Here is a 15,970-nt window from a genome sequence, read left to right as displayed (position 1 = left end):
TAGTGGTCCGGCTTTTTGAGGGCCTCCCACCGGGTAGTCAGGACATCAGCCCCTTAGCGGAGCTTTTCGACCTGACCATACTCGAGTTCGACAGGCGTGGGCCTGCCGAAGATGGACACGGCGACCTTGAGCCGTGACCGTTCTTCGTCCACTTCCTCCACCTGACCGGAGAAGGAGGCAAACGGACCATCGGCGACGCGAACCTGCTCGCCGACTTCGAAAGACACCGTGGACTTGGGGCGCTCGACGCCCTCTGCCACCTGGTTCAGGATGCGCGAGGCCTCGGCATCCGAGATCGGGATCGGCTTCGAGTCCGACCCCAGGAAGCCCGTGACCTTCGGCGTGTTCTTGATCAGGTGGAAGGCCTGGTCCGTCAGGTCCATCTTCACCAGCACATAGCCGGGGAAGAAGCGCCGCTCGGACTTGATCTTGCGGCCGCGCCGGACTTCGATCACTTCCTCGGTCGGAACCAGAACCTGCTCGAACTGGTCGGTGAGGCCCTTCTGGACCGCCTGTTCCTTGATCGATTCGGCCACCTTTTTCTCGAAATTCGAGTAGGCGTGAACGATGTACCAGCGCTTTGCCATGTCTTTTGGTCTGTCCCTTAGCCCGCAATACCCAGAATCCACTGCACACCGCGATGCAGGCCGAAGTCGACCAAGAGGAAGAACACGGCGGCAACCGCCACCATGACGAAAACCATGGCTGTCGAGATCATCGTCTCGCGCCGGGTCGGCCAAGTCACCTTGGCGGCCTCCTCGCGGACTTGCTGCAGAAACTCGAACGGATTGGTCTTGGCCACGTGTGTTTCCTAAAAAATGGCAGGGGCAGAAGGGCTCGAACCCTCGACCTGCGGTTTTGGAGACCGCCGCTCTACCAACTGAGCTATACCCCTATCGGAGCGGCAGGTCCCTCAAGTAGGGGTCCTGCCGCCCCATGTAAAGTGTTAGTCTGTAATCTTGGCGACGACGCCGGCGCCGACGGTACGGCCGCCTTCACGGATGGCGAAGCGGAGCTTCTCTTCCATGGCGATCGGCGTGATCAGTTCGACGTCGAACGAGATGTTGTCGCCCGGCATCACCATTTCGGTGCCTTCCGGCAGCGTCACCACGCCCGTCACGTCCGTCGTGCGGAAGTAGAACTGCGGGCGGTAGTTGCCGAAGAACGGCGTGTGACGGCCACCCTCTTCCTTGGTCAGGATATAGGCTTCCGCCTTGAACTTCTTGTGCGGCTTCACCGTGCCGGGCTTGCACAGCACCTGGCCGCGCTCAACGCCTTCACGATCAATACCACGCAGCAGCGCGCCAACATTGTCGCCAGCCTCACCTGAGTCCAGCAGCTTGCGGAACATCTCGATGCCGGTCACCGTCGTCTTCTGCGTGTCGCGGATGCCGATGATCTCGACTTCCTCGCCAACCTTCACAATGCCGCGCTCGATGCGCCCGGTCACAACCGTGCCACGGCCCGAGATCGAGAACACGTCTTCGATCGGCATCAGGAACGGCTGATCCTTCGGACGCTCCGGCTGCGGAATGTAGCTGTCAACCGCTTCCATCAGCTTCAGAACCGCATCGCGGCCAATCTCGGGGTTCTTGCCCTCGAGCGCGCACAGCGCCGAACCACGGATGATCGGAATGTCATCGCCCGGGAACTGGTAGGACGAAAGCAGCTCGCGCACTTCCATCTCGACGAGGTCCAGAAGCTCCGGATCGTCCACCATGTCCACCTTGTTCATGAACACCACCAGCGCCGGCACGCCAACCTGGCGGGCGAGCAGGATGTGCTCACGCGTCTGCGGCATCGGGCCGTCAGCAGCTGACACCACCAGAATGCCGCCGTCCATCTGGGCAGCACCGGTGATCATGTTCTTCACATAGTCGGCGTGGCCGGGGCAGTCGACATGCGCATAGTGGCGCTTCGTCGTCTGATACTCGACATGGGCCGTGTTGATCGTAATACCGCGGGCGCGCTCTTCCGGCGCCTTGTCGATCTGGTCATACGCCGTGAACGTGGCGCCGCCCGTCTCGGCCAGAACCTTGGTGATCGCTGCCGTCAGCGACGTCTTGCCATGGTCAACGTGACCAATCGTGCCAATGTTGCAGTGCGGCTTGTCGCGGTTGAATTTCTCTTTGGCCATCGTCGTCTACCCTGTTGGCCGCACCGAAGCGGCATCACAATTCAAAACTTTGGAGCGGGTGAAGGGAATCGAACCCTCGTATTCAGCTTGGAAGGCTGCTGCTCTACCATTGAGCTACACCCGCCCGGGAAAATCGTCGTCCAAAACTCCATCGACCCATTGCTTTGACGTCCGGCCCCAAAGCAGTGGTGGGGGAGGTAGGACTCGAACCTACGAAGGCGAAGCCAGCGGATTTACAGTCCGCCCCCTTTGCCGCTCGGGACACTCCCCCGTATCACCCTCGGAAAGGGTAAACCGCTTGCTTTAGGCCAAACGCCAATCAGCCCGGGGATCGCCCGGGCCGTTTGGTGCGCGCCTTATGCAAGGATCGGGAACCCAAGTCAAGGGAATGATTGAAGCTTGTGGTCTTGCAGCATGGCGCCAATGAGGCTGTCGCAGCCCTGGTCGGCCCGAAGCTGCACCAGAACCTTGAAGATCAGCCACAAACCATTGTAACAACTTACGAATGCAGCTCTCAGAAGTTTTATTCGGAAGCCATTGACCTGAGGGAGCGATCGCGCTTCCCTGCCGTCATGGACCTGATTACGACAACCGAATCGCTTTACCGCCTCTGCACCAGCCTTGCCGGGGAGAGTTTCATCACCGTCGACACCGAATTCATGCGGGAGTCGACCTACTGGCCTGACCTCTGCCTGATCCAGGTCGCGGGTGAGGAGGTCAATGGCCTGATCGATCCTCTGGCCCCCGGAATCGACCTCGCACCCTTCTTTGCGCTGATGAACGACCCGAATGTTCTGAAGGTCTTCCACGCCGCCCGCCAGGACATCGAGATCATGGTGCACCGGGCTGGCATCGTACCGCACCCCGTGTTCGACACCCAGATTGCCGCAATGGTCTGCGGCTTCGGCGATCAGGTGGGCTATGAGGCGATCGTCCGCAAGCTCGCGAAGGCCCAGATCGACAAGTCCTCGCGCTTCACCGACTGGTCCAGGCGGCCTTTGAGCGAGAAGCAGCTGGCCTATGCACTGGCGGACGTCACGCATCTCCGCGTCGTCTATGAAGCGCTGAAGCAGGAGCTTGACCGCACCGGCCGTGAGCACTGGCTGCGCGAGGAGATGGACATCCTCACCAATCCCGCCACCTACCGCACCGAGCCCGAAGATGCCTGGAAGCGCATCAAGGTCCGTCTGCGCTCCAAGAAGCAGATGGGCGTGCTGGTGGAAGTGTCCGCCTGGCGTGAGCGCGAGGCGCGGGAAAAGAATGTCCCCCGTTCCCGCGTGCTGAAGGACGATGCGATTTCCGAGCTCGCCGTGCAGATGCCGCAAACGCGCGAGGCGCTGAACCAGCTCCGCGCGCTTCCCAAGGGCATGTCCACATCGCGGGTGGGTGATGCGATTCTCAAGGCCGTGGCGGCGGGCCTCAGCGCCGATCCGAAGACCCTGCCCCCGCTCGAGGACGGACGCGACGACATGAGCGATGCCGCCCAGGCGGCAGCCGAAGTGCTGAAGCTCGCTCTTAAGGTTGTTTGCGAACAGGAAGGGATCGCACCCAAGCTTGTGGCCTCCAGTTCGGACATCGATGCCATTGCCGAGCGCGACGATGCGGACGTCCACGTGATGCATGGCTGGCGCCGGGAATTGTTCGGCGATCTGGCCCTCGCCATCAAGCGCGGCGAAGCGGTGATCGGCTTCGAAGGCGGCCGCGTCCGCGTGCTCCCCGCCATCCGCGAGATGAAGGCCGCGGCGGAGTAGACTTCGGCCTTCGGGGTCCCCACCCCTCCCCCTCGTGGGGAGGGTTAGGGTGAGGGGCCACGAGTCCAGACTCCAACGGCAAGCCCGGTCTTCTTCAGAACGACCCGAACAGCGATCCCAGCACGATGACGGCCACCAGCGCCAGGATTGCGCCGATGATGCCGACCATCACGATATCCCGGTAGCTTTCCCGGTGGGTTGATCCGCATACCGCGAGAAGCGTTACGACCGCGCCATTGTGCGGCAGGCTGTCAAGCGTGCCGGCGCTCATCACGGCCACCCGGTGCAGCAGCGCTGGGTCCAGCCCGATCGCCGCCGCGCGCTCCGAGAAGGTGCCCCCCAGCGCATCGAGCGCGATGGTGAGGCCGCCTGAGGCAGAGCCCGTCAGCGCCGCCAGCACGTTGACGGCAACCGAGAGCGAGACGAGCGGTCCGCCGCCGATCCCCAGCACCCAGTCGCTGACCGTGGCGAAGGCGGGCATCGCCGCCACCACGGCGCCGAAGCCCACGAGGCTGGCGACCGCCATGATCGGCAGCACGGAGGCATTGGCCCCGGCATCGATGCTCTGCCGGAGCGTCGGCATCCGCATGGCATTGATGGCGAGTGCAACGAGGATGGCCGCCGCCAGCGCGGTAATCACCGCCCACACCCCGCTCAGCGCGGTGAGAGACGTGGCGCCGAACTGCGGAAGCGCCAGAAAGCCCGCATCGATCCGCGGCAGGATGACAAAGGACATGACGAGATTGACGAGGATGACCACCACCAGCGGCAGGGCAGCGAGCAGAACCGGCGGCCCGCTGACGGCCATCCGGCCATGCTCGATCTCGGCCGGGTCGAACTCGCGCGAGGCCGCGGCGCGCTCGCGCAGGCGGTCATCCTTGGCGAGGTCCGCAGCCCCGGCGGGTTCGCCTTCGCCAAACCCTTCACCGGCCAGGCGGGCGCGCTGCTCCGCGCGGTTGAGCCACCACATGCCGAAGCCGAACATGACGAGCGAGGCGATGATGCCGAGCCCCGGCGCCGCGAAAGGTGTCGTCCCGAAGAACGGCATCGGGATCGCGTTCTGAATGGAGGGCGTACCGGGCAGCGCCGACATGGTGAAGGTCGACGTACCAAGCACGATGGTGGCCGGCATCAGGCGGCGTGGAATACCCGCCGAGCGGAACAGTTCCTGCGCCATGGGGGCCAGCACGAAGAACGCCACGAACAGGCTGACGCCGCCATAGGTGACCAGGGCGCCGGCCAGCACCACGGCGAGGATGGCGCGGCCGGATCCCAGCTTCTCCACCAGCCAGCGGGCAATCACCGACACCGATCCGCTGTCCTCCATCAGCTTGCCGAAGAGGGCGCCCAGCAGGAACAGCGGGAAGAACTGCGCGATGAAGCCCGCGGCACTGCCCATGAACACCTGGGTCCAGTGCGCCAGCAGCGGCTCACCTGAGAAGATGGCCGTGACCAGTGCTGCGATGGGTGCCAGCAGCAGGATGCTCCAGCCGCGGAAGGCAAAGAAGATCAGCAGTGCGAGGCCCGCCAATATGCCGATGAGACCCATGGATCAGCACTCCGCCAAAAGCACGTCAATGTCAGCCGTGCTGCGCTTTCCGACATCTGCGCCGTGCGTGGTGATGAAGGCGTCCGCCGCCAGCCGCCCTTCGGCGTGGAGCATCTGGAGGAAGTCCCACTCCGCATTGAGCTTGGAGGACGCGCCCAGCGCGCCCAGCTTTTCCGTCATGATGCGGTGGGTGCGCATGCTGGCCCAGCGTGCCCCCTCCCCTGAACCCGGGTCCGCCACCTGGCGCAGCAGGGCGATCATGCGGATTTCCTTCATCAGGGAGGCATTGAAGGAAATCTCGTTCAGCCGGTTCAAAATATCGGCCGCGCTGCGCGGCACCTCGGCGCGCTCGCGCGGATTGATCTGGATGAGGATCGAATCCTGCGCCTCGCTCTCCCGCACCAGCGGGGTGATGGTCGGGTTTCCTGAATAGCCGCCATCCCAATAGGATTCGCCATCGATCTCGACGGCCTGGAACATGGTGGGAAGGCAGGCAGACGCCAGCAGCACATCCGCCGTGATCTCGCCATTGCGGAAGATGCGGCCGCGCCCTGTCCTGACATTGGTGGCGGTGACGAACAGCTTGATGGGCGATTTGGCGAGGGCGGTGAAGTCAATGCTCTCTTCAAGGATCGGTTTCAGCGGATTGTAGCCGCTGGGATTTAAATCATAAGGCGATGCCACGCGCGTCAGCAGGTCCATGGCGAGGTAGACGGGCGAATGGTCAAGCGACCAGCGGCCCATCATCCGGTCCATCACCGTGCGCTGAAACGGGCTGAAGGCCGCCGCATCCGACACCCGCTTCCAATAGGCGGACAGCGCCGCCCGGGCACCCTGTGCCCCGCCTTTCAGCCAGCCATCGGCCAGCACCGCGGCGTTCATGGCGCCGGCGGAGGTGCCGGAAATGGCCTCGATCTGCAGCCACGGCTCTTCGAGGAGCCTATCCAGAACGCCCCAGGTGAAGGCCCCGTGAGAGCCCCCGCCCTGAAGCGCCAGATCGACGAGAACCGGTTTCCGCTTCGGGGCGGCAGGTGACTTCATGGAGGTGAACTTTCGCTTGGGCGGCATCATTGCGCTGCACAACATATTGCACTGCACAACGGCTAACACAACCGGTCACACCTGTCATGGTGTTTCCGCCATGCTTCGCCAAGCGCTCATTCCCGCCGGAGATCAGGCGGGGTCGCTTCCTCCTTCAGTGACGCGATTGCCGCATCAAGGCTCATCGGCGTCTGGTTCTGCGAACCCAGCCGGCGGACATTCACGGCGCGCTCATCCATCTCGCGTTTTCCGACGACGAGAATGACCGGCACCTTGCCCACTGAATGTTCGCGGACCTTGTAGTTGATCTTCTCGTTACGAAGATCAGCCTCGGCGCGGAGCCCGGCGCGGCGCAGAAGGTCCCGCACCTCGAGCGCATAGCCATCGCCTTCAGACGTGATGGTGGCGACGACCACCTGGGTAGGTGCGAGCCACAGCGGGAAGTGCCCGGCGAAATGCTCGATCAAGATGCCGAGGAAGCGCTCCATCGAACCGCAGATGGCGCGGTGAATCATCACCGGCACCTTCTTCTCGCCATCAGCGCCAATGTAAAAGGCGCCGAAGCGTTCCGGCAGGTTGAAGTCCACCTGCGTGGTGCCGCACTGCCAGTCACGGCCGATCGCATCACGCAGCACATACTCGAATTTGGGGCCGTAGAAGGCGCCCTCGCCTGGGTTCACCGCCGTCTTGATCTTGCCGCCGGAGTCCGCCGCGATCTGCTCCAGCACCTTTGACATGATGCTTTCGGCGCGGTCCCACGCTTCATCCGAGCCCACCCGCTTTTCAGGCCGGGTCGAGAGCTTCACCACGATCTCCTCGAAGCCGAAGTCCTTGTAGGTGGAGAGGATCAGATCATTGATCTTGAGGCACTCTTCCGCCATCTGATCTTCGGTGCAGAAGATGTGCGCATCGTCCTGCGTGAAGCCGCGTACCCGCATCAGCCCATGGAGTGCGCCCGACGGCTCATAGCGGTGCACATTGCCGAACTCAGCCAGGCGCAAGGGCAGTTCACGATAAGAGCGCAGCCCGTGCTTGAAGATCTGCACATGGCCCGGGCAGTTCATCGGCTTGATGGCGAAGACCTGGTCATCCTCCGTCGTCTCGCCGGCGGACGTGGCGGCGAACATCGCCTCCTTGTACCAGCCCCAATGGCCTGAGGTTTCCCACAGGGACTTGTCGAGGAGCTGCGGCGCGTTCACCTCCTGATAGTCGAGCTTGGCGAGGCGGCGGCGCATATAGGCGATCAGCTGCTGGAAAATGGTCCAGCCCTTGGCGTGCCAGAAGACGACGCCGGGGCCCTCCTCCTGGAAATGGAACAGGTCCATCTCGCGGCCGAGCTTGCGGTGGTCGCGCTTCTCGGCTTCTTCGAGCGCGTGGAGATAAGCCTTCAGGTCATTCTCATTGGCCCAGGCCGTGCCATAGATGCGCGTCAGCATCGGGTTGTTGGAATTGCCGCGCCAATAGGCCCCGGCAACTTTCATCAGCTTGAACGCATTGCCGATTTTGCCCGTGGACGTCATGTGCGGCCCGCGGCACAGGTCGGTCCAGCCGCCCTGGTCATAGAACTTGATGTCCTGGCCCTGCGGGATCGCATCCACCAGCTCGACCTTGAACAGCTCGCCCTTGGCACGGAAGAAGTCCTTGGCCTCCTCACGCGTCTTGGTGGTCTTGGTGAAGGGCTTGTCGCGCTGGATGATCTCGCGCATCTTCTTCTCGATCGCCGCGAAATCCTCCGTGGTGAAGGGCTCGTTGCGGAAGAAGTCGTAATAGAAGCCGTTCTCGATCACCGGGCCGATGGTCACCTGCGTGCCGGGGAACAGCTCCTGCACGGCCTCCGCCAGCACATGGGCGCAGTCATGGCGGATGAGCTCGAGGGCTTCAGGGTCGTCGCGCGTTACGATGCGGAGTGAGGAATCACTGGTGATGGGATCGCTCAGATCCACCAGCGTGCCGTTGACCACGGCGGCCACGGCCTTTTTCTCAAGCGACTTGGAAATCGATGCCGCCACATCGCGGGCGGAGACCCCCTGCTCTACCTGGCGCTTTGCGCCATCGGGGAAGGTCAAGCTGATCATATTTCGTCCTCCTGCTCACTCCCGCGCACACTGCGGGTAAGCGAAATCAATGGTTTAAGATGCGGGTGGGGATTTACGGCCTGTCGCTATCCCGGTCAAGATGCTGATGATCCTTCATCCGCCAGACCGGCCCCTCATAGACTTCCGGCACCGGATCAAAGCCGGATTGGCCCCAGGGGTGGCAGCGGCAGGCGCGGGCGAAGCCGAGCCCCAGCCCCCGGGCGGAGCCATGTTTGCGGATGGCGTCGCTCGTGTAGTCGGAACAGGTCGGTAAATAGCGGCACCGCCGGCCGATCAGGGCCGATAATGTGAGCTGGTAGAACCGGATCAGTGCCAGGAGAATGGTTTTCATGTCGCGCTGACCACAATATAGGCTTCGCCCATGCCAGATACAAAACCCAACATCCTGTTCGTGATGGCTGACCAGCTGGCGGCCCAGTTTCTTCCCTTTCACGGTCACAGGCTGGTGCAGACGCCGAACCTGTCCCGGCTTGCCGCCGAGGGCGTCGTCTTCGAGAACTGCTATTCGACGAGTCCGCTGTGCTCCCCCGCCCGCGCGACGGTGATGAACGGCCTGCTGCCCTCCCGCACCGGCGTCTATGACAACGCGGCGGAGTTCCCCTCCTCGATTCCTACCTGGGCGCATTACCTGCGGCTTGCGGGCTACAAGACCTGCCTGTCCGGCAAGATGCATTTCGTGGGTCCCGACCAGCTGCATGGGCTGGAGGAGCGGCTGACGACCGATATCTACCCGGCCGACTTCGGCTGGACGCCGGACTGGCGGCTGCGCCAAGAGCGCATCGACTGGTGGTACCACAACATGACATCCGTGCTGCAGCCGGGGATCGCCGAGATCACCAACCAGCTCGAATTCGACGATGAGGTGGCCTTCCTCGCCATCCGCAAGATCTATGACTATGTCCGCTTTGATCCAGACACGCCCTTCTGCCTGATGGCCTCATTCACCCACCCGCATGATCCTTATGCCGCGCGGCGGAAATTCTGGGACCTGTACCGGGATAAAGACATTGACCTCCCGGCCGTGCCGCGCATGGAAAGAGCCCAGCTCGACCCCCATAGCCAGCGGCTCTACGACGTCTCGGCCATGGATGACTACACCGTCACCGAGGATGATCTCCGCAAGGCGCGCCACGGCTACTATGCCAACATCTCTTATGTCGATGACCTTCTGGGCCAGATGATTGCGGCACTGGAGGCTTCGGGCAAGCTTGATGACACCGTGATCGTGTTCACCTCGGACCATGGCGATTTTCTGGGCGAGCGCGGGCTTTGGTACAAGATGTCCTATCTCGAACCTTCAGCCCATGTGCCGATGCTGGTGTGGAACCCCAAGCGCTTCAAGGCCAGGCGGGTGAAGGAGCCGGTGACGCTTGCTGACATTCTGCCGACGCTGACCGCAATCGCCAATGACGGCGTGGCCCAGCTGGCGCGGCCGGTTGACGGACGCTCGCTCTACCCGCTGCTGACCGGCGGCGCGGAGGACCCGGACGGCACCGCCTGGTGCGAATATCTGGCCGAAGGGGCGATTGCGCCCATCTATATGCTGCGGCGGGGTCAGTGGAAGTTCATCCATTCGCCCGCCGATCCGGACCAGCTCTATGATCTGGAGAATGACCCTCAGGAGCTAAAGAACCTGGCTGAACAGAATCCGCTGGCAGCCAAGTTCCGCGCCGAGGTCGAGGCGAAGTTCGATATTCCCCGTGTCAACGCACAAGTGCTCGAAAGCCAGCAGGCGCGCCACATGCTGTTCGAGGCGCTGAAGCGCGGCAACCACTTCCCGTGGGATTTCCAGCCGCTGCGCGATGCCTCGGAACAATATACACGAAATCATATGAGTGTGACTGACCGGGACCTGAAGTCCCGCTTTCCCCATGCGCCAGATATCGAGGACAAGCGGCGCAGGTGACCGGTATGAGCGCGTATTGCCGTTCACGCTCCTATGTTGCCGTCATTCCGGCGAAGGCCGGAAACCCGCTTTGCATCAGCACGCACGACGAAAACAGCGGGATTCCAGCCTTCGCCGGAATGACGGCAGCATAGCCCATCGGAAATGAAAATCCCTCTGATGGCTCTTTGCGCCTCTCGCTTCAGTAAGGCGTTCCGTCCTTGTGGGTCAGGCGGTAGGCGCCGTTTTCCTTGACGGCGAGCATATCCGCCTCCGGGTAATGTGCCCGGTCGCCCTCGGCACGGGTGCCGACTTCAAGATATGTGGCGGATGCGCTCGACTTGTTCACCAGCATGTGCCCGTTGGGAACGGCAGCCTTGAAGCCCACACACATGCCGGGGCCAAGGATGTGCTCACCCTCATCATCCACCAGCGTCACCTCGCCCTCGATCACATAGACGAACTCATCTTCGCTTTCGTGCCAGTGGCGGTGGGCGGAGGCAGCGCCGGGGGCAAGCACCGTCAGGTTCACGCCAAACTGAGTGAGGTGAAACAGGTCGCCAAGCTTGCGCTTGGCGCGCCCTTTAAGCGGGGCCGCCAGGGCTTCGGGATAGATCGTCGTCGTGCGCGCGGGAACGTCCAGCGCGCGGATCGGCTCAGCCATGGGCCACGTCCTTCTGCTTGGCGTCGATCTGGTTCACGGCGTCAACCACCGCATCGAAGGTGAGGAGCGTGGAGGCGTGCCGCGCCTTGAAATCGCGAACCGGCAGCAGCGCCTCAAGCTCGGCCCATTTGCCCGTGGGCGGCGGCCCATCTTCCTTCAGCATGCGGTACATCTGGTCCCGCAAGGTGCGCAGCTCTTCGGCCGAGGACCCCACCACATGGCGTGCCATAATGGAGGATGACGCCTGCCCCAGGGCGCAGGCCTTGACCTCATGCCCGAAATCCGTGACGGCCCCGTCCTTCATCGCAAGATCAACGGTGACCTTGGAGCCGCACAGCCTTGAATGGGCAACCGCCGTGGCATCAGGCGAGGCCAAGCGTTGCAACCTTGGAATATCTGCCGCGAAGCCCAAGATCTGACGGTTGTAAATCTCGTTAATCATTCCAACATCCTAGCCCAAGCGCAAACTGCTGCAAACCGTCGTTTGGCGGTTTGCCATCGGGGTCTGTGGCATGATATGGGGGCGGCCATCCACAGGGCGCAAGCGCCCGGCCATGTTATCCGCTGGCGGCAGAGTTGCGAAACCGCCTCAGGGAAAGTGAAGTCAGGAATATGGACGCCGTCATCAAGAAGATCCCGCCCAAGCCCGTGAAGCGCCCCAGCCAGGAAGAAGCCGAGGCCGCCGTCCGCACCCTCCTCGCCTGGGCCGGCGACAATCCGGACCGTGAAGGCCTGCTGGACACGCCGCGGCGCGTGGCGAAAGCCTTCCGTGAATATTTCTCAGGTTACGAGGATGATCCCGCCGAGGCGTTGTCCCGCACCTTCACCGATGTGGGCGGCTATGACGACATCGTCATGCTGCGCGACATTGAGTTCAACTCGCATTGCGAGCATCACATCGCGCCGTTCATCGGCCGTGTCCATGTGGCCTATCTGCCGAAGGCGTCAGTCGTCGGTATCTCCAAGCTTGCGCGCGTCGTCGAGATCTATGCCCGCCGCCTGCAGACGCAGGAGACGATGACGGCGCAGATCGCCAATGCGATTACGGACTCGCTCAACCCCCGGGGCGCTGCGGTGCTGGTGGAAGCCGTTCACACCTGCATGTCCATGCGGGGTGTGGGCAAGCGCAATGTTGCGACCATCACCACGCAGTTCACCGGTGAGTTCAAGACCAATCCGGTTCTGCAGGCACGCTTCATGGAACTGGTGCGGGCCCCCAGCGCCGGCTTCTCGCTCTAAATGGCATCGGACCTCGACGAAACACATGCGTTTCAGCCGAGGTTCGACCGTGACGGCCTGATCGCCGCCATCGTGACGGATGCCGGAGACGGCACAGTCCTCATGTTTGCTTACATGAATGCGGAATCGCTGCGCCTTACTCAAGACACCGGCATCGCGCATTTCTGGAGCCGCTCCCGCCAGGCGCTCTGGAAAAAGGGCGAAACCTCCGGCGAGATGCTGAAGGTCATCGAGATCCTGACCGATTGCGACCAGGACGTGCTGCAGGTGAAGGCGCAATTGCAGGGCAAGGGTGCCGCCTGCCACACGGGCCGGCGCAGCTGCTTCTACCGCCGCGTGGAGGGTGACCGGCTGATCTTCCTCGATGAGGACCGGCTGTTCGACCCCGGCGCCGTTTACGGGCGCGGCGGGCCTGCGTCCTAGCGAGGAACCTTCGCCGCAAAATCTCCGTTGACCTCCGGAAATGAAACGCCGGAGAGATCACCATGGCCACCACACGCGCCCTCAACACTTCAGCAGACGTTCACCGCCAAAGCGGATCAGACGCGATGGCGCGGGGGCTGGGCGTCCTGTCGCTCGCCCTTGGCGCAGTCGAGCTGGCCGGAGCCAGGCCCCTCGCCCGCATGCTGGGGCTCAGGGGCCAGGAGAATTTCATCCGCTTCTGTGGCGCCCGGGAAATCATGCAGGGTGTGGCGATCCTCAGCGCCAAGGACCCGACCCCATGGGTGTGGGCGCGGGTCGCCGGTGACGTGCTCGACATCGGGACTCTGGCGATCGAGCATGGCTTGGCCCACCCCTCGAAGCGGCAGAATGTGACGCTCGCACTGGGCACGGTTCTCGGCATCACCGTGCTGGACGTAATGACGGCCAGGCAGTTGAGCCAGGAGAACCGGGAGCCGTGGTCCACCAACATCGACTTCAGCACGCGTTCGGGATTGCCCGGCAGGGGTGAAGTGCCACGGCGCGGCCGTTCACGCGCCGAGGCTGAGGGCAGGTCCGAACCTCCCGTTCCCTCCCATTTCGTGTCGCGCGGGCTGAACGGCGGAGCTCACCCGGCTGAGGCGATGTAGGATTTCATCTCCTCGGCCTCGCGCTCGATGGACTCGATCCGGTTCTTCACAACGTCCCCGATCGAGATCATGCCTGCCAGCCGGCCATCGACCACGACGGGGAGATGGCGGATGCGGTTGGCCGTCATCAGCTGCATCAGTTCTGCTTCGGAGTCCGCGGGAGAACAGGTGCGGACCTTGACGGTCATGATGTCCTCTGCGGTACGGCTCAGCACGGCGGCGGCATCCTTCGCCAGGGCGCGGACGACATCGCGCTCGGACACGATGCCCGCGATCGTGCCGTCTGCACTTTCCACCACCACGGCGCCGATGCGGTGGCGGTTTAGGGCGTCAACGATGGTCTGTACCGTGTCATGCGGCGCGACGGTGATGACCTCCGCGCCCTTCTGCCTGAGGATGTGAGCAACTGCCATGAGAGCCTCCTTCCTTCCCGGTGAACGAAGCAGAGGCTAACATGGTTTCAGGCGGTCCGCACCGTCCGCGGGGCCATCCAGGAGAAGCAGAGGAGGCCCGCCAGGAAACCGCCGATATGTGCCTCCCAGGCAATGCCACCTTCACTGACGAAGGAATTGCCCGTCCAGCCCGCAGCACCCGAGAACAGGGTAAGGGCCAGCCACACGCCGGTGAACATCAGCGCGCGCGGATTGCGGATGAGTTCTCCCAGGGTGAGCGGGCGGGCGCCACCCGCCACCGACCTGCCATAGATCAGCGGCATTGCAGCACCGAGAAGGCCAGAGACTGCGCCCGAGGCGCCGATGATGATGATCTCCTGCCCCCAATGGAGCGCCAGGCTGCACAGGCCGCCCACCAACCCTGAAATGACACAGAGTGCCAGAAAGCGGGACGTGCCCAGATAGCGCGCCGCCGGCGTTCCGAAGATCAGCAGCCACAGGCAGTTGAACAGCAGGTGCATCCAATCTGCGTGGAGCAGCATGTAAGTGAAGAGCGACCAGTATTGCGAGCCCGGGATCATCGCAAAGCCCGGGTCCGTGAAGCGGACGGGGATCAGCGCCAGAGCGAAAAGCGCCCAGCGCTGCCAGTTTTCTCCGCCGAACCATAGGGCGCCATGGATGGCGGCGAGAAGCCCGATGACGCCCAGAACGGCCGCTGGCGCATTGATGGCGGGGGGAGACTTGAGCGGCGGTTGGTTGGGCCGCACCCAATGGCCAGGCGGCGGGCTTTGCTCGGACAACGCTGTCCCTCTCTCTTGGCACGCGGACTGCAAGGCAGCGCCCGTGAAGGTCAAACTGAAACACCGGAGGGCTCTGGCCCCCGGAGACGGGGTTTTCGGATGAGGGTTAGCGAGGAGGCACGGAGAAGCCAAGAGGAAACCATCCTCCGGCCGGAGAGCCGCATGCTGCTCAACGTCTGGCGGGCGTTGCGGCAGGACCGTTCTGCGCCGCAACGGCAGGATCTCGATCTGAAACAGTTGCAGCGCCTCGTTCCCTATCTCTTCATCGCCGAACAGACCGGGGCGGCGGGCGGCTTCACCTGGCGGCTGGCCGGCACCGGCGTGTGCAGCTTTGTCGGGCGCGAGCTGACGGGCAAGGATGTTCTCGCCGGCTGGGACCGCTTCGAGCGCGGGGTGCTCTCCACCCTTCTCACCGGCGTCATCACCGGCCACCGCCAGGCCGCAGTGCGCCTGCGCTTCCGGACTGACCGGGGGCAGACGGAGGAGGCGGAAATGCTGGCTCTGCCGATGACATCCTTCGACGGCAGCGCAACCCATGTGCTGGGCGGTCTTTTCCCGCAGCCTTCGGCCGGCACCGGCCATTATATGGAACTCGTCCCCCTGGAACTCTCAACGGCCCGGTTCCTGGACGCTGATGCAGGTCTCCTTGCTGCGGCCACCAAGGCCGCGCAGGCCACCCGCAAGTTCCGCATGATATCGGGTGGTCTCGAACACGGCTGAACACGAAAGCCCCGGGAGATTGACATGGCGAATTTCGGCAAGCGCCTGGCACCTGCTGCCGAAAGCGCGGCCCTGATGCCACAGACATTTTCCGCCAGGCTGGTTCTGCCCGGCGGAAAGGTGCATGGCTGCGAGGTGACGGCAATGGACCCCGACAGTGCCCGCATCATCACGGCAAAGCAGGTTCTGCGCGGCACATCGGTTTCCGCCCTCATCGAGGATGTGGGCCGTGTCGACGGCCTTGCGGGCGAGGCTGCTGACGATGGCTTCTGGATGGAGTTCACCTTCTCCGGCAAGCGCCATGCGCAATTCGTCCGGCACTTGCGCTGGCTGATCCGCAGGGAGCAGCAGCGGGCCCAGGCGGACCGGCGCCACACGCGCTTTGCGCCGCAGGATGGCACGGCCCGCATCACCCTGCCGGGCGGCCGCGAGATGCTGTGCGAGGTGCAGGATATTTCGCTCTCGGGTGCCGGCATCAAATCCCCCACGCTTCCGAGCATCGGGTCTCCGGTGACACTCGGGCGCATGCGGGGCCGTGTGGTACGCCATCTGGACGGTGGCTTCGCCATCGAATTTCTGACTCCGCTCGAAGGAAGCGACCTCGACAGCGCCCTGTGCTGAGCGAT

Annotated in this window: 18 protein-coding genes and 3 tRNA genes; 7 read left to right on the top strand and 14 right to left on the bottom strand. The window is 63.3% G+C overall.

The genetic code is table 11. The features are described from left to right. Window positions 1–53 precede the first annotated feature (53 nt). The 6 genes from nusG to ACO06F_RS01325 form a co-directional block, all read right to left on the bottom strand. A complete protein-coding gene (nusG, locus tag ACO06F_RS01350; protein ID WP_421694905.1) occupies window positions 54–587 on the bottom strand; it encodes a transcription termination/antitermination protein NusG in 534 nt (177 codons plus the stop codon). A 17-nt stretch (window positions 588–604) separates the two neighbouring features. Continuing rightward, a complete protein-coding gene (gene secE, locus ACO06F_RS01345) occupies window positions 605–802 on the bottom strand; it encodes a preprotein translocase subunit SecE (RefSeq protein WP_421694904.1) in 198 nt (65 codons plus the stop codon). Between the two features lie 17 nt (window positions 803–819). After that, window positions 820–895: transfer RNA gene (locus ACO06F_RS01340), tRNA-Trp, on the bottom strand. 51 nt (window positions 896–946) lie between these two features. Beyond that, window positions 947–2,137 carry an elongation factor Tu gene (tuf, locus tag ACO06F_RS01335; RefSeq protein ID WP_421694903.1) on the bottom strand — a complete coding sequence of 397 codons (1,191 nt, stop codon included), beginning with the start codon at window positions 2,135–2,137 and terminating at the stop codon, window positions 947–949. A 50-nt stretch (window positions 2,138–2,187) separates the two neighbouring features. After that, window positions 2,188–2,261: transfer RNA gene (locus tag ACO06F_RS01330), tRNA-Gly, on the bottom strand. Between the two features lie 62 nt (window positions 2,262–2,323). After that, window positions 2,324–2,408 (bottom strand) — tRNA-Tyr (locus ACO06F_RS01325). Window positions 2,409–2,538: 130 nt separating this feature from the next. On the opposite strand from ACO06F_RS01325, the gene rnd reads away from it, so the two are divergent. After that, the gene (gene rnd, locus ACO06F_RS01320) at window positions 2,539–3,888 is read left to right on the top strand and encodes a ribonuclease D (RefSeq protein WP_421696599.1); all 1,350 of its coding nucleotides are present in this window, start codon (window positions 2,539–2,541) and stop codon (window positions 3,886–3,888) included. A gap of 94 nt (window positions 3,889–3,982) precedes the next feature. Here rnd and ACO06F_RS01315 read toward each other — a convergent pair whose 3' ends face one another. From ACO06F_RS01315 to yidD, 4 genes are all read right to left on the bottom strand, one after another. After that, the gene (locus tag ACO06F_RS01315) at window positions 3,983–5,437 is read right to left on the bottom strand and encodes a GntP family permease (RefSeq protein ID WP_421694902.1); all 1,455 of its coding nucleotides are present in this window, start codon (window positions 5,435–5,437) and stop codon (window positions 3,983–3,985) included. Between the two features lie 3 nt (window positions 5,438–5,440). Beyond that, window positions 5,441–6,478 carry a patatin-like phospholipase family protein gene (locus ACO06F_RS01310; RefSeq protein ID WP_421694901.1) on the bottom strand — a complete coding sequence of 346 codons (1,038 nt, stop codon included), beginning with the start codon at window positions 6,476–6,478 and terminating at the stop codon, window positions 5,441–5,443. 116 nt (window positions 6,479–6,594) lie between these two features. Beyond that, a complete protein-coding gene (thrS, locus tag ACO06F_RS01305; RefSeq protein ID WP_421694900.1) occupies window positions 6,595–8,553 on the bottom strand; it encodes a threonine--tRNA ligase in 1,959 nt (652 codons plus the stop codon). A gap of 73 nt (window positions 8,554–8,626) precedes the next feature. After that, complete coding sequence (yidD, locus tag ACO06F_RS01300) at window positions 8,627–8,905, bottom strand: membrane protein insertion efficiency factor YidD (RefSeq protein ID WP_421694899.1); 279 nt, start codon at window positions 8,903–8,905, stop codon at window positions 8,627–8,629. A 30-nt stretch (window positions 8,906–8,935) separates the two neighbouring features. Between yidD and betC the strand changes: the two genes are divergently transcribed. Then, on the top strand, window positions 8,936–10,480 hold the full coding sequence (gene betC, locus ACO06F_RS01295) for a choline-sulfatase (protein ID WP_421694898.1): 1,545 nt from the start codon (window positions 8,936–8,938) through the stop codon (window positions 10,478–10,480). Between the two features lie 181 nt (window positions 10,481–10,661). Here betC and ACO06F_RS01290 read toward each other — a convergent pair whose 3' ends face one another. Beyond that, window positions 10,662–11,123: a cupin domain-containing protein gene (locus tag ACO06F_RS01290; RefSeq protein WP_421694897.1), complete on the bottom strand. Its 462-nt coding sequence runs from the start codon at window positions 11,121–11,123 to the stop codon at window positions 10,662–10,664. Then, the gene (locus ACO06F_RS01285; protein ID WP_421694896.1) at window positions 11,116–11,565 is read right to left on the bottom strand and encodes an iron-sulfur cluster assembly scaffold protein; all 450 of its coding nucleotides are present in this window, start codon (window positions 11,563–11,565) and stop codon (window positions 11,116–11,118) included. Before ACO06F_RS01285 ends, ACO06F_RS01290 begins: the two co-directional genes overlap by 8 nt. Before the next feature lie 170 nt (window positions 11,566–11,735). Between ACO06F_RS01285 and folE the strand changes: the two genes are divergently transcribed. The 3 genes from folE to ACO06F_RS01270 all read left to right on the top strand — a co-directional run bounded on the left by folE (window position 11,736) and on the right by ACO06F_RS01270 (window position 13,432). Beyond that, complete coding sequence (gene folE / locus ACO06F_RS01280; RefSeq protein ID WP_421694895.1) at window positions 11,736–12,362, top strand: GTP cyclohydrolase I FolE; 627 nt, start codon at window positions 11,736–11,738, stop codon at window positions 12,360–12,362. Beyond that, entirely contained in the window at window positions 12,363–12,785 is a 423-nt protein-coding gene (hisI, locus tag ACO06F_RS01275; protein ID WP_421694894.1) for a phosphoribosyl-AMP cyclohydrolase, read from the top strand. Window positions 12,786–12,847: 62 nt separating this feature from the next. Then, window positions 12,848–13,432, top strand: a complete 585-nt coding sequence (locus ACO06F_RS01270) for a cyclase dehydrase (protein WP_421694893.1) — start codon at window positions 12,848–12,850, stop codon at window positions 13,430–13,432. Here ACO06F_RS01270 and ACO06F_RS01265 read toward each other — a convergent pair. Beyond that, window positions 13,411–13,845: a CBS domain-containing protein gene (locus tag ACO06F_RS01265; RefSeq protein ID WP_421694892.1), complete on the bottom strand. Its 435-nt coding sequence runs from the start codon at window positions 13,843–13,845 to the stop codon at window positions 13,411–13,413. The genes ACO06F_RS01270 and ACO06F_RS01265 overlap by 22 nt on opposite strands. Before the next feature lie 47 nt (window positions 13,846–13,892). Beyond that, window positions 13,893–14,624, bottom strand: coding sequence for a rhomboid family intramembrane serine protease (locus tag ACO06F_RS01260; RefSeq protein WP_421694891.1), 732 nt, complete (start codon window positions 14,622–14,624; stop codon window positions 13,893–13,895). Between the two features lie 162 nt (window positions 14,625–14,786). Between ACO06F_RS01260 and ACO06F_RS01255 the strand changes: the two genes are divergently transcribed. Continuing rightward, entirely contained in the window at window positions 14,787–15,344 is a 558-nt protein-coding gene (locus ACO06F_RS01255) for a PAS domain-containing protein (RefSeq protein WP_421694890.1), read from the top strand. A 24-nt stretch (window positions 15,345–15,368) separates the two neighbouring features. Then, entirely contained in the window at window positions 15,369–15,965 is a 597-nt protein-coding gene (locus tag ACO06F_RS01250) for a PilZ domain-containing protein (RefSeq protein ID WP_421694889.1), read from the top strand. Window positions 15,966–15,970 lie beyond the last annotated feature (5 nt).

Source organism: Aestuariivirga sp. (assembly GCF_965227715.1).
Lineage (GTDB): Bacteria > Pseudomonadota > Alphaproteobacteria > Rhizobiales > Aestuariivirgaceae > Aestuariivirga.
Note: the sequence above shows the minus strand (reverse complement) of the source record. Positions and strands in the feature narration are given on the sequence as shown.

Excerpts from the sequence above, each read along its gene's own strand:
- nusG (WP_421694905.1), bottom strand. The coding sequence starts at position 587 with ATGGCAAAGCGCTGGTACATCGTTCACGCCTACTCGAATTTCGAGAAA.
- tuf (WP_421694903.1), bottom strand. The coding sequence starts at position 2,137 with ATGGCCAAAGAGAAATTCAACCGCGACAAGCCGCACTGCAACATTGGC.
- ACO06F_RS01315 (WP_421694902.1), bottom strand. The coding sequence starts at position 5,437 with ATGGGTCTCATCGGCATATTGGCGGGCCTCGCACTGCTGATCTTCTTT.
- ACO06F_RS01310 (WP_421694901.1), bottom strand. The coding sequence starts at position 6,478 with ATGAAGTCACCTGCCGCCCCGAAGCGGAAACCGGTTCTCGTCGATCTG.
- thrS (WP_421694900.1), bottom strand. The coding sequence starts at position 8,553 with ATGATCAGCTTGACCTTCCCCGATGGCGCAAAGCGCCAGGTAGAGCAG.
- yidD (WP_421694899.1), bottom strand. The coding sequence starts at position 8,905 with ATGAAAACCATTCTCCTGGCACTGATCCGGTTCTACCAGCTCACATTA.
- betC (WP_421694898.1), top strand. The coding sequence starts at position 8,936 with ATGCCAGATACAAAACCCAACATCCTGTTCGTGATGGCTGACCAGCTG.
- ACO06F_RS01290 (WP_421694897.1), bottom strand. The coding sequence starts at position 11,123 with ATGGCTGAGCCGATCCGCGCGCTGGACGTTCCCGCGCGCACGACGACG.
- ACO06F_RS01285 (WP_421694896.1), bottom strand. The coding sequence starts at position 11,565 with ATGATTAACGAGATTTACAACCGTCAGATCTTGGGCTTCGCGGCAGAT.
- folE (WP_421694895.1), top strand. The coding sequence starts at position 11,736 with ATGGACGCCGTCATCAAGAAGATCCCGCCCAAGCCCGTGAAGCGCCCC.
- hisI (WP_421694894.1), top strand. The coding sequence starts at position 12,363 with ATGGCATCGGACCTCGACGAAACACATGCGTTTCAGCCGAGGTTCGAC.
- ACO06F_RS01270 (WP_421694893.1), top strand. The coding sequence starts at position 12,848 with ATGGCCACCACACGCGCCCTCAACACTTCAGCAGACGTTCACCGCCAA.
- ACO06F_RS01265 (WP_421694892.1), bottom strand. The coding sequence starts at position 13,845 with ATGGCAGTTGCTCACATCCTCAGGCAGAAGGGCGCGGAGGTCATCACC.
- ACO06F_RS01255 (WP_421694890.1), top strand. The coding sequence starts at position 14,787 with ATGCTGCTCAACGTCTGGCGGGCGTTGCGGCAGGACCGTTCTGCGCCG.
- ACO06F_RS01250 (WP_421694889.1), top strand. The coding sequence starts at position 15,369 with ATGGCGAATTTCGGCAAGCGCCTGGCACCTGCTGCCGAAAGCGCGGCC.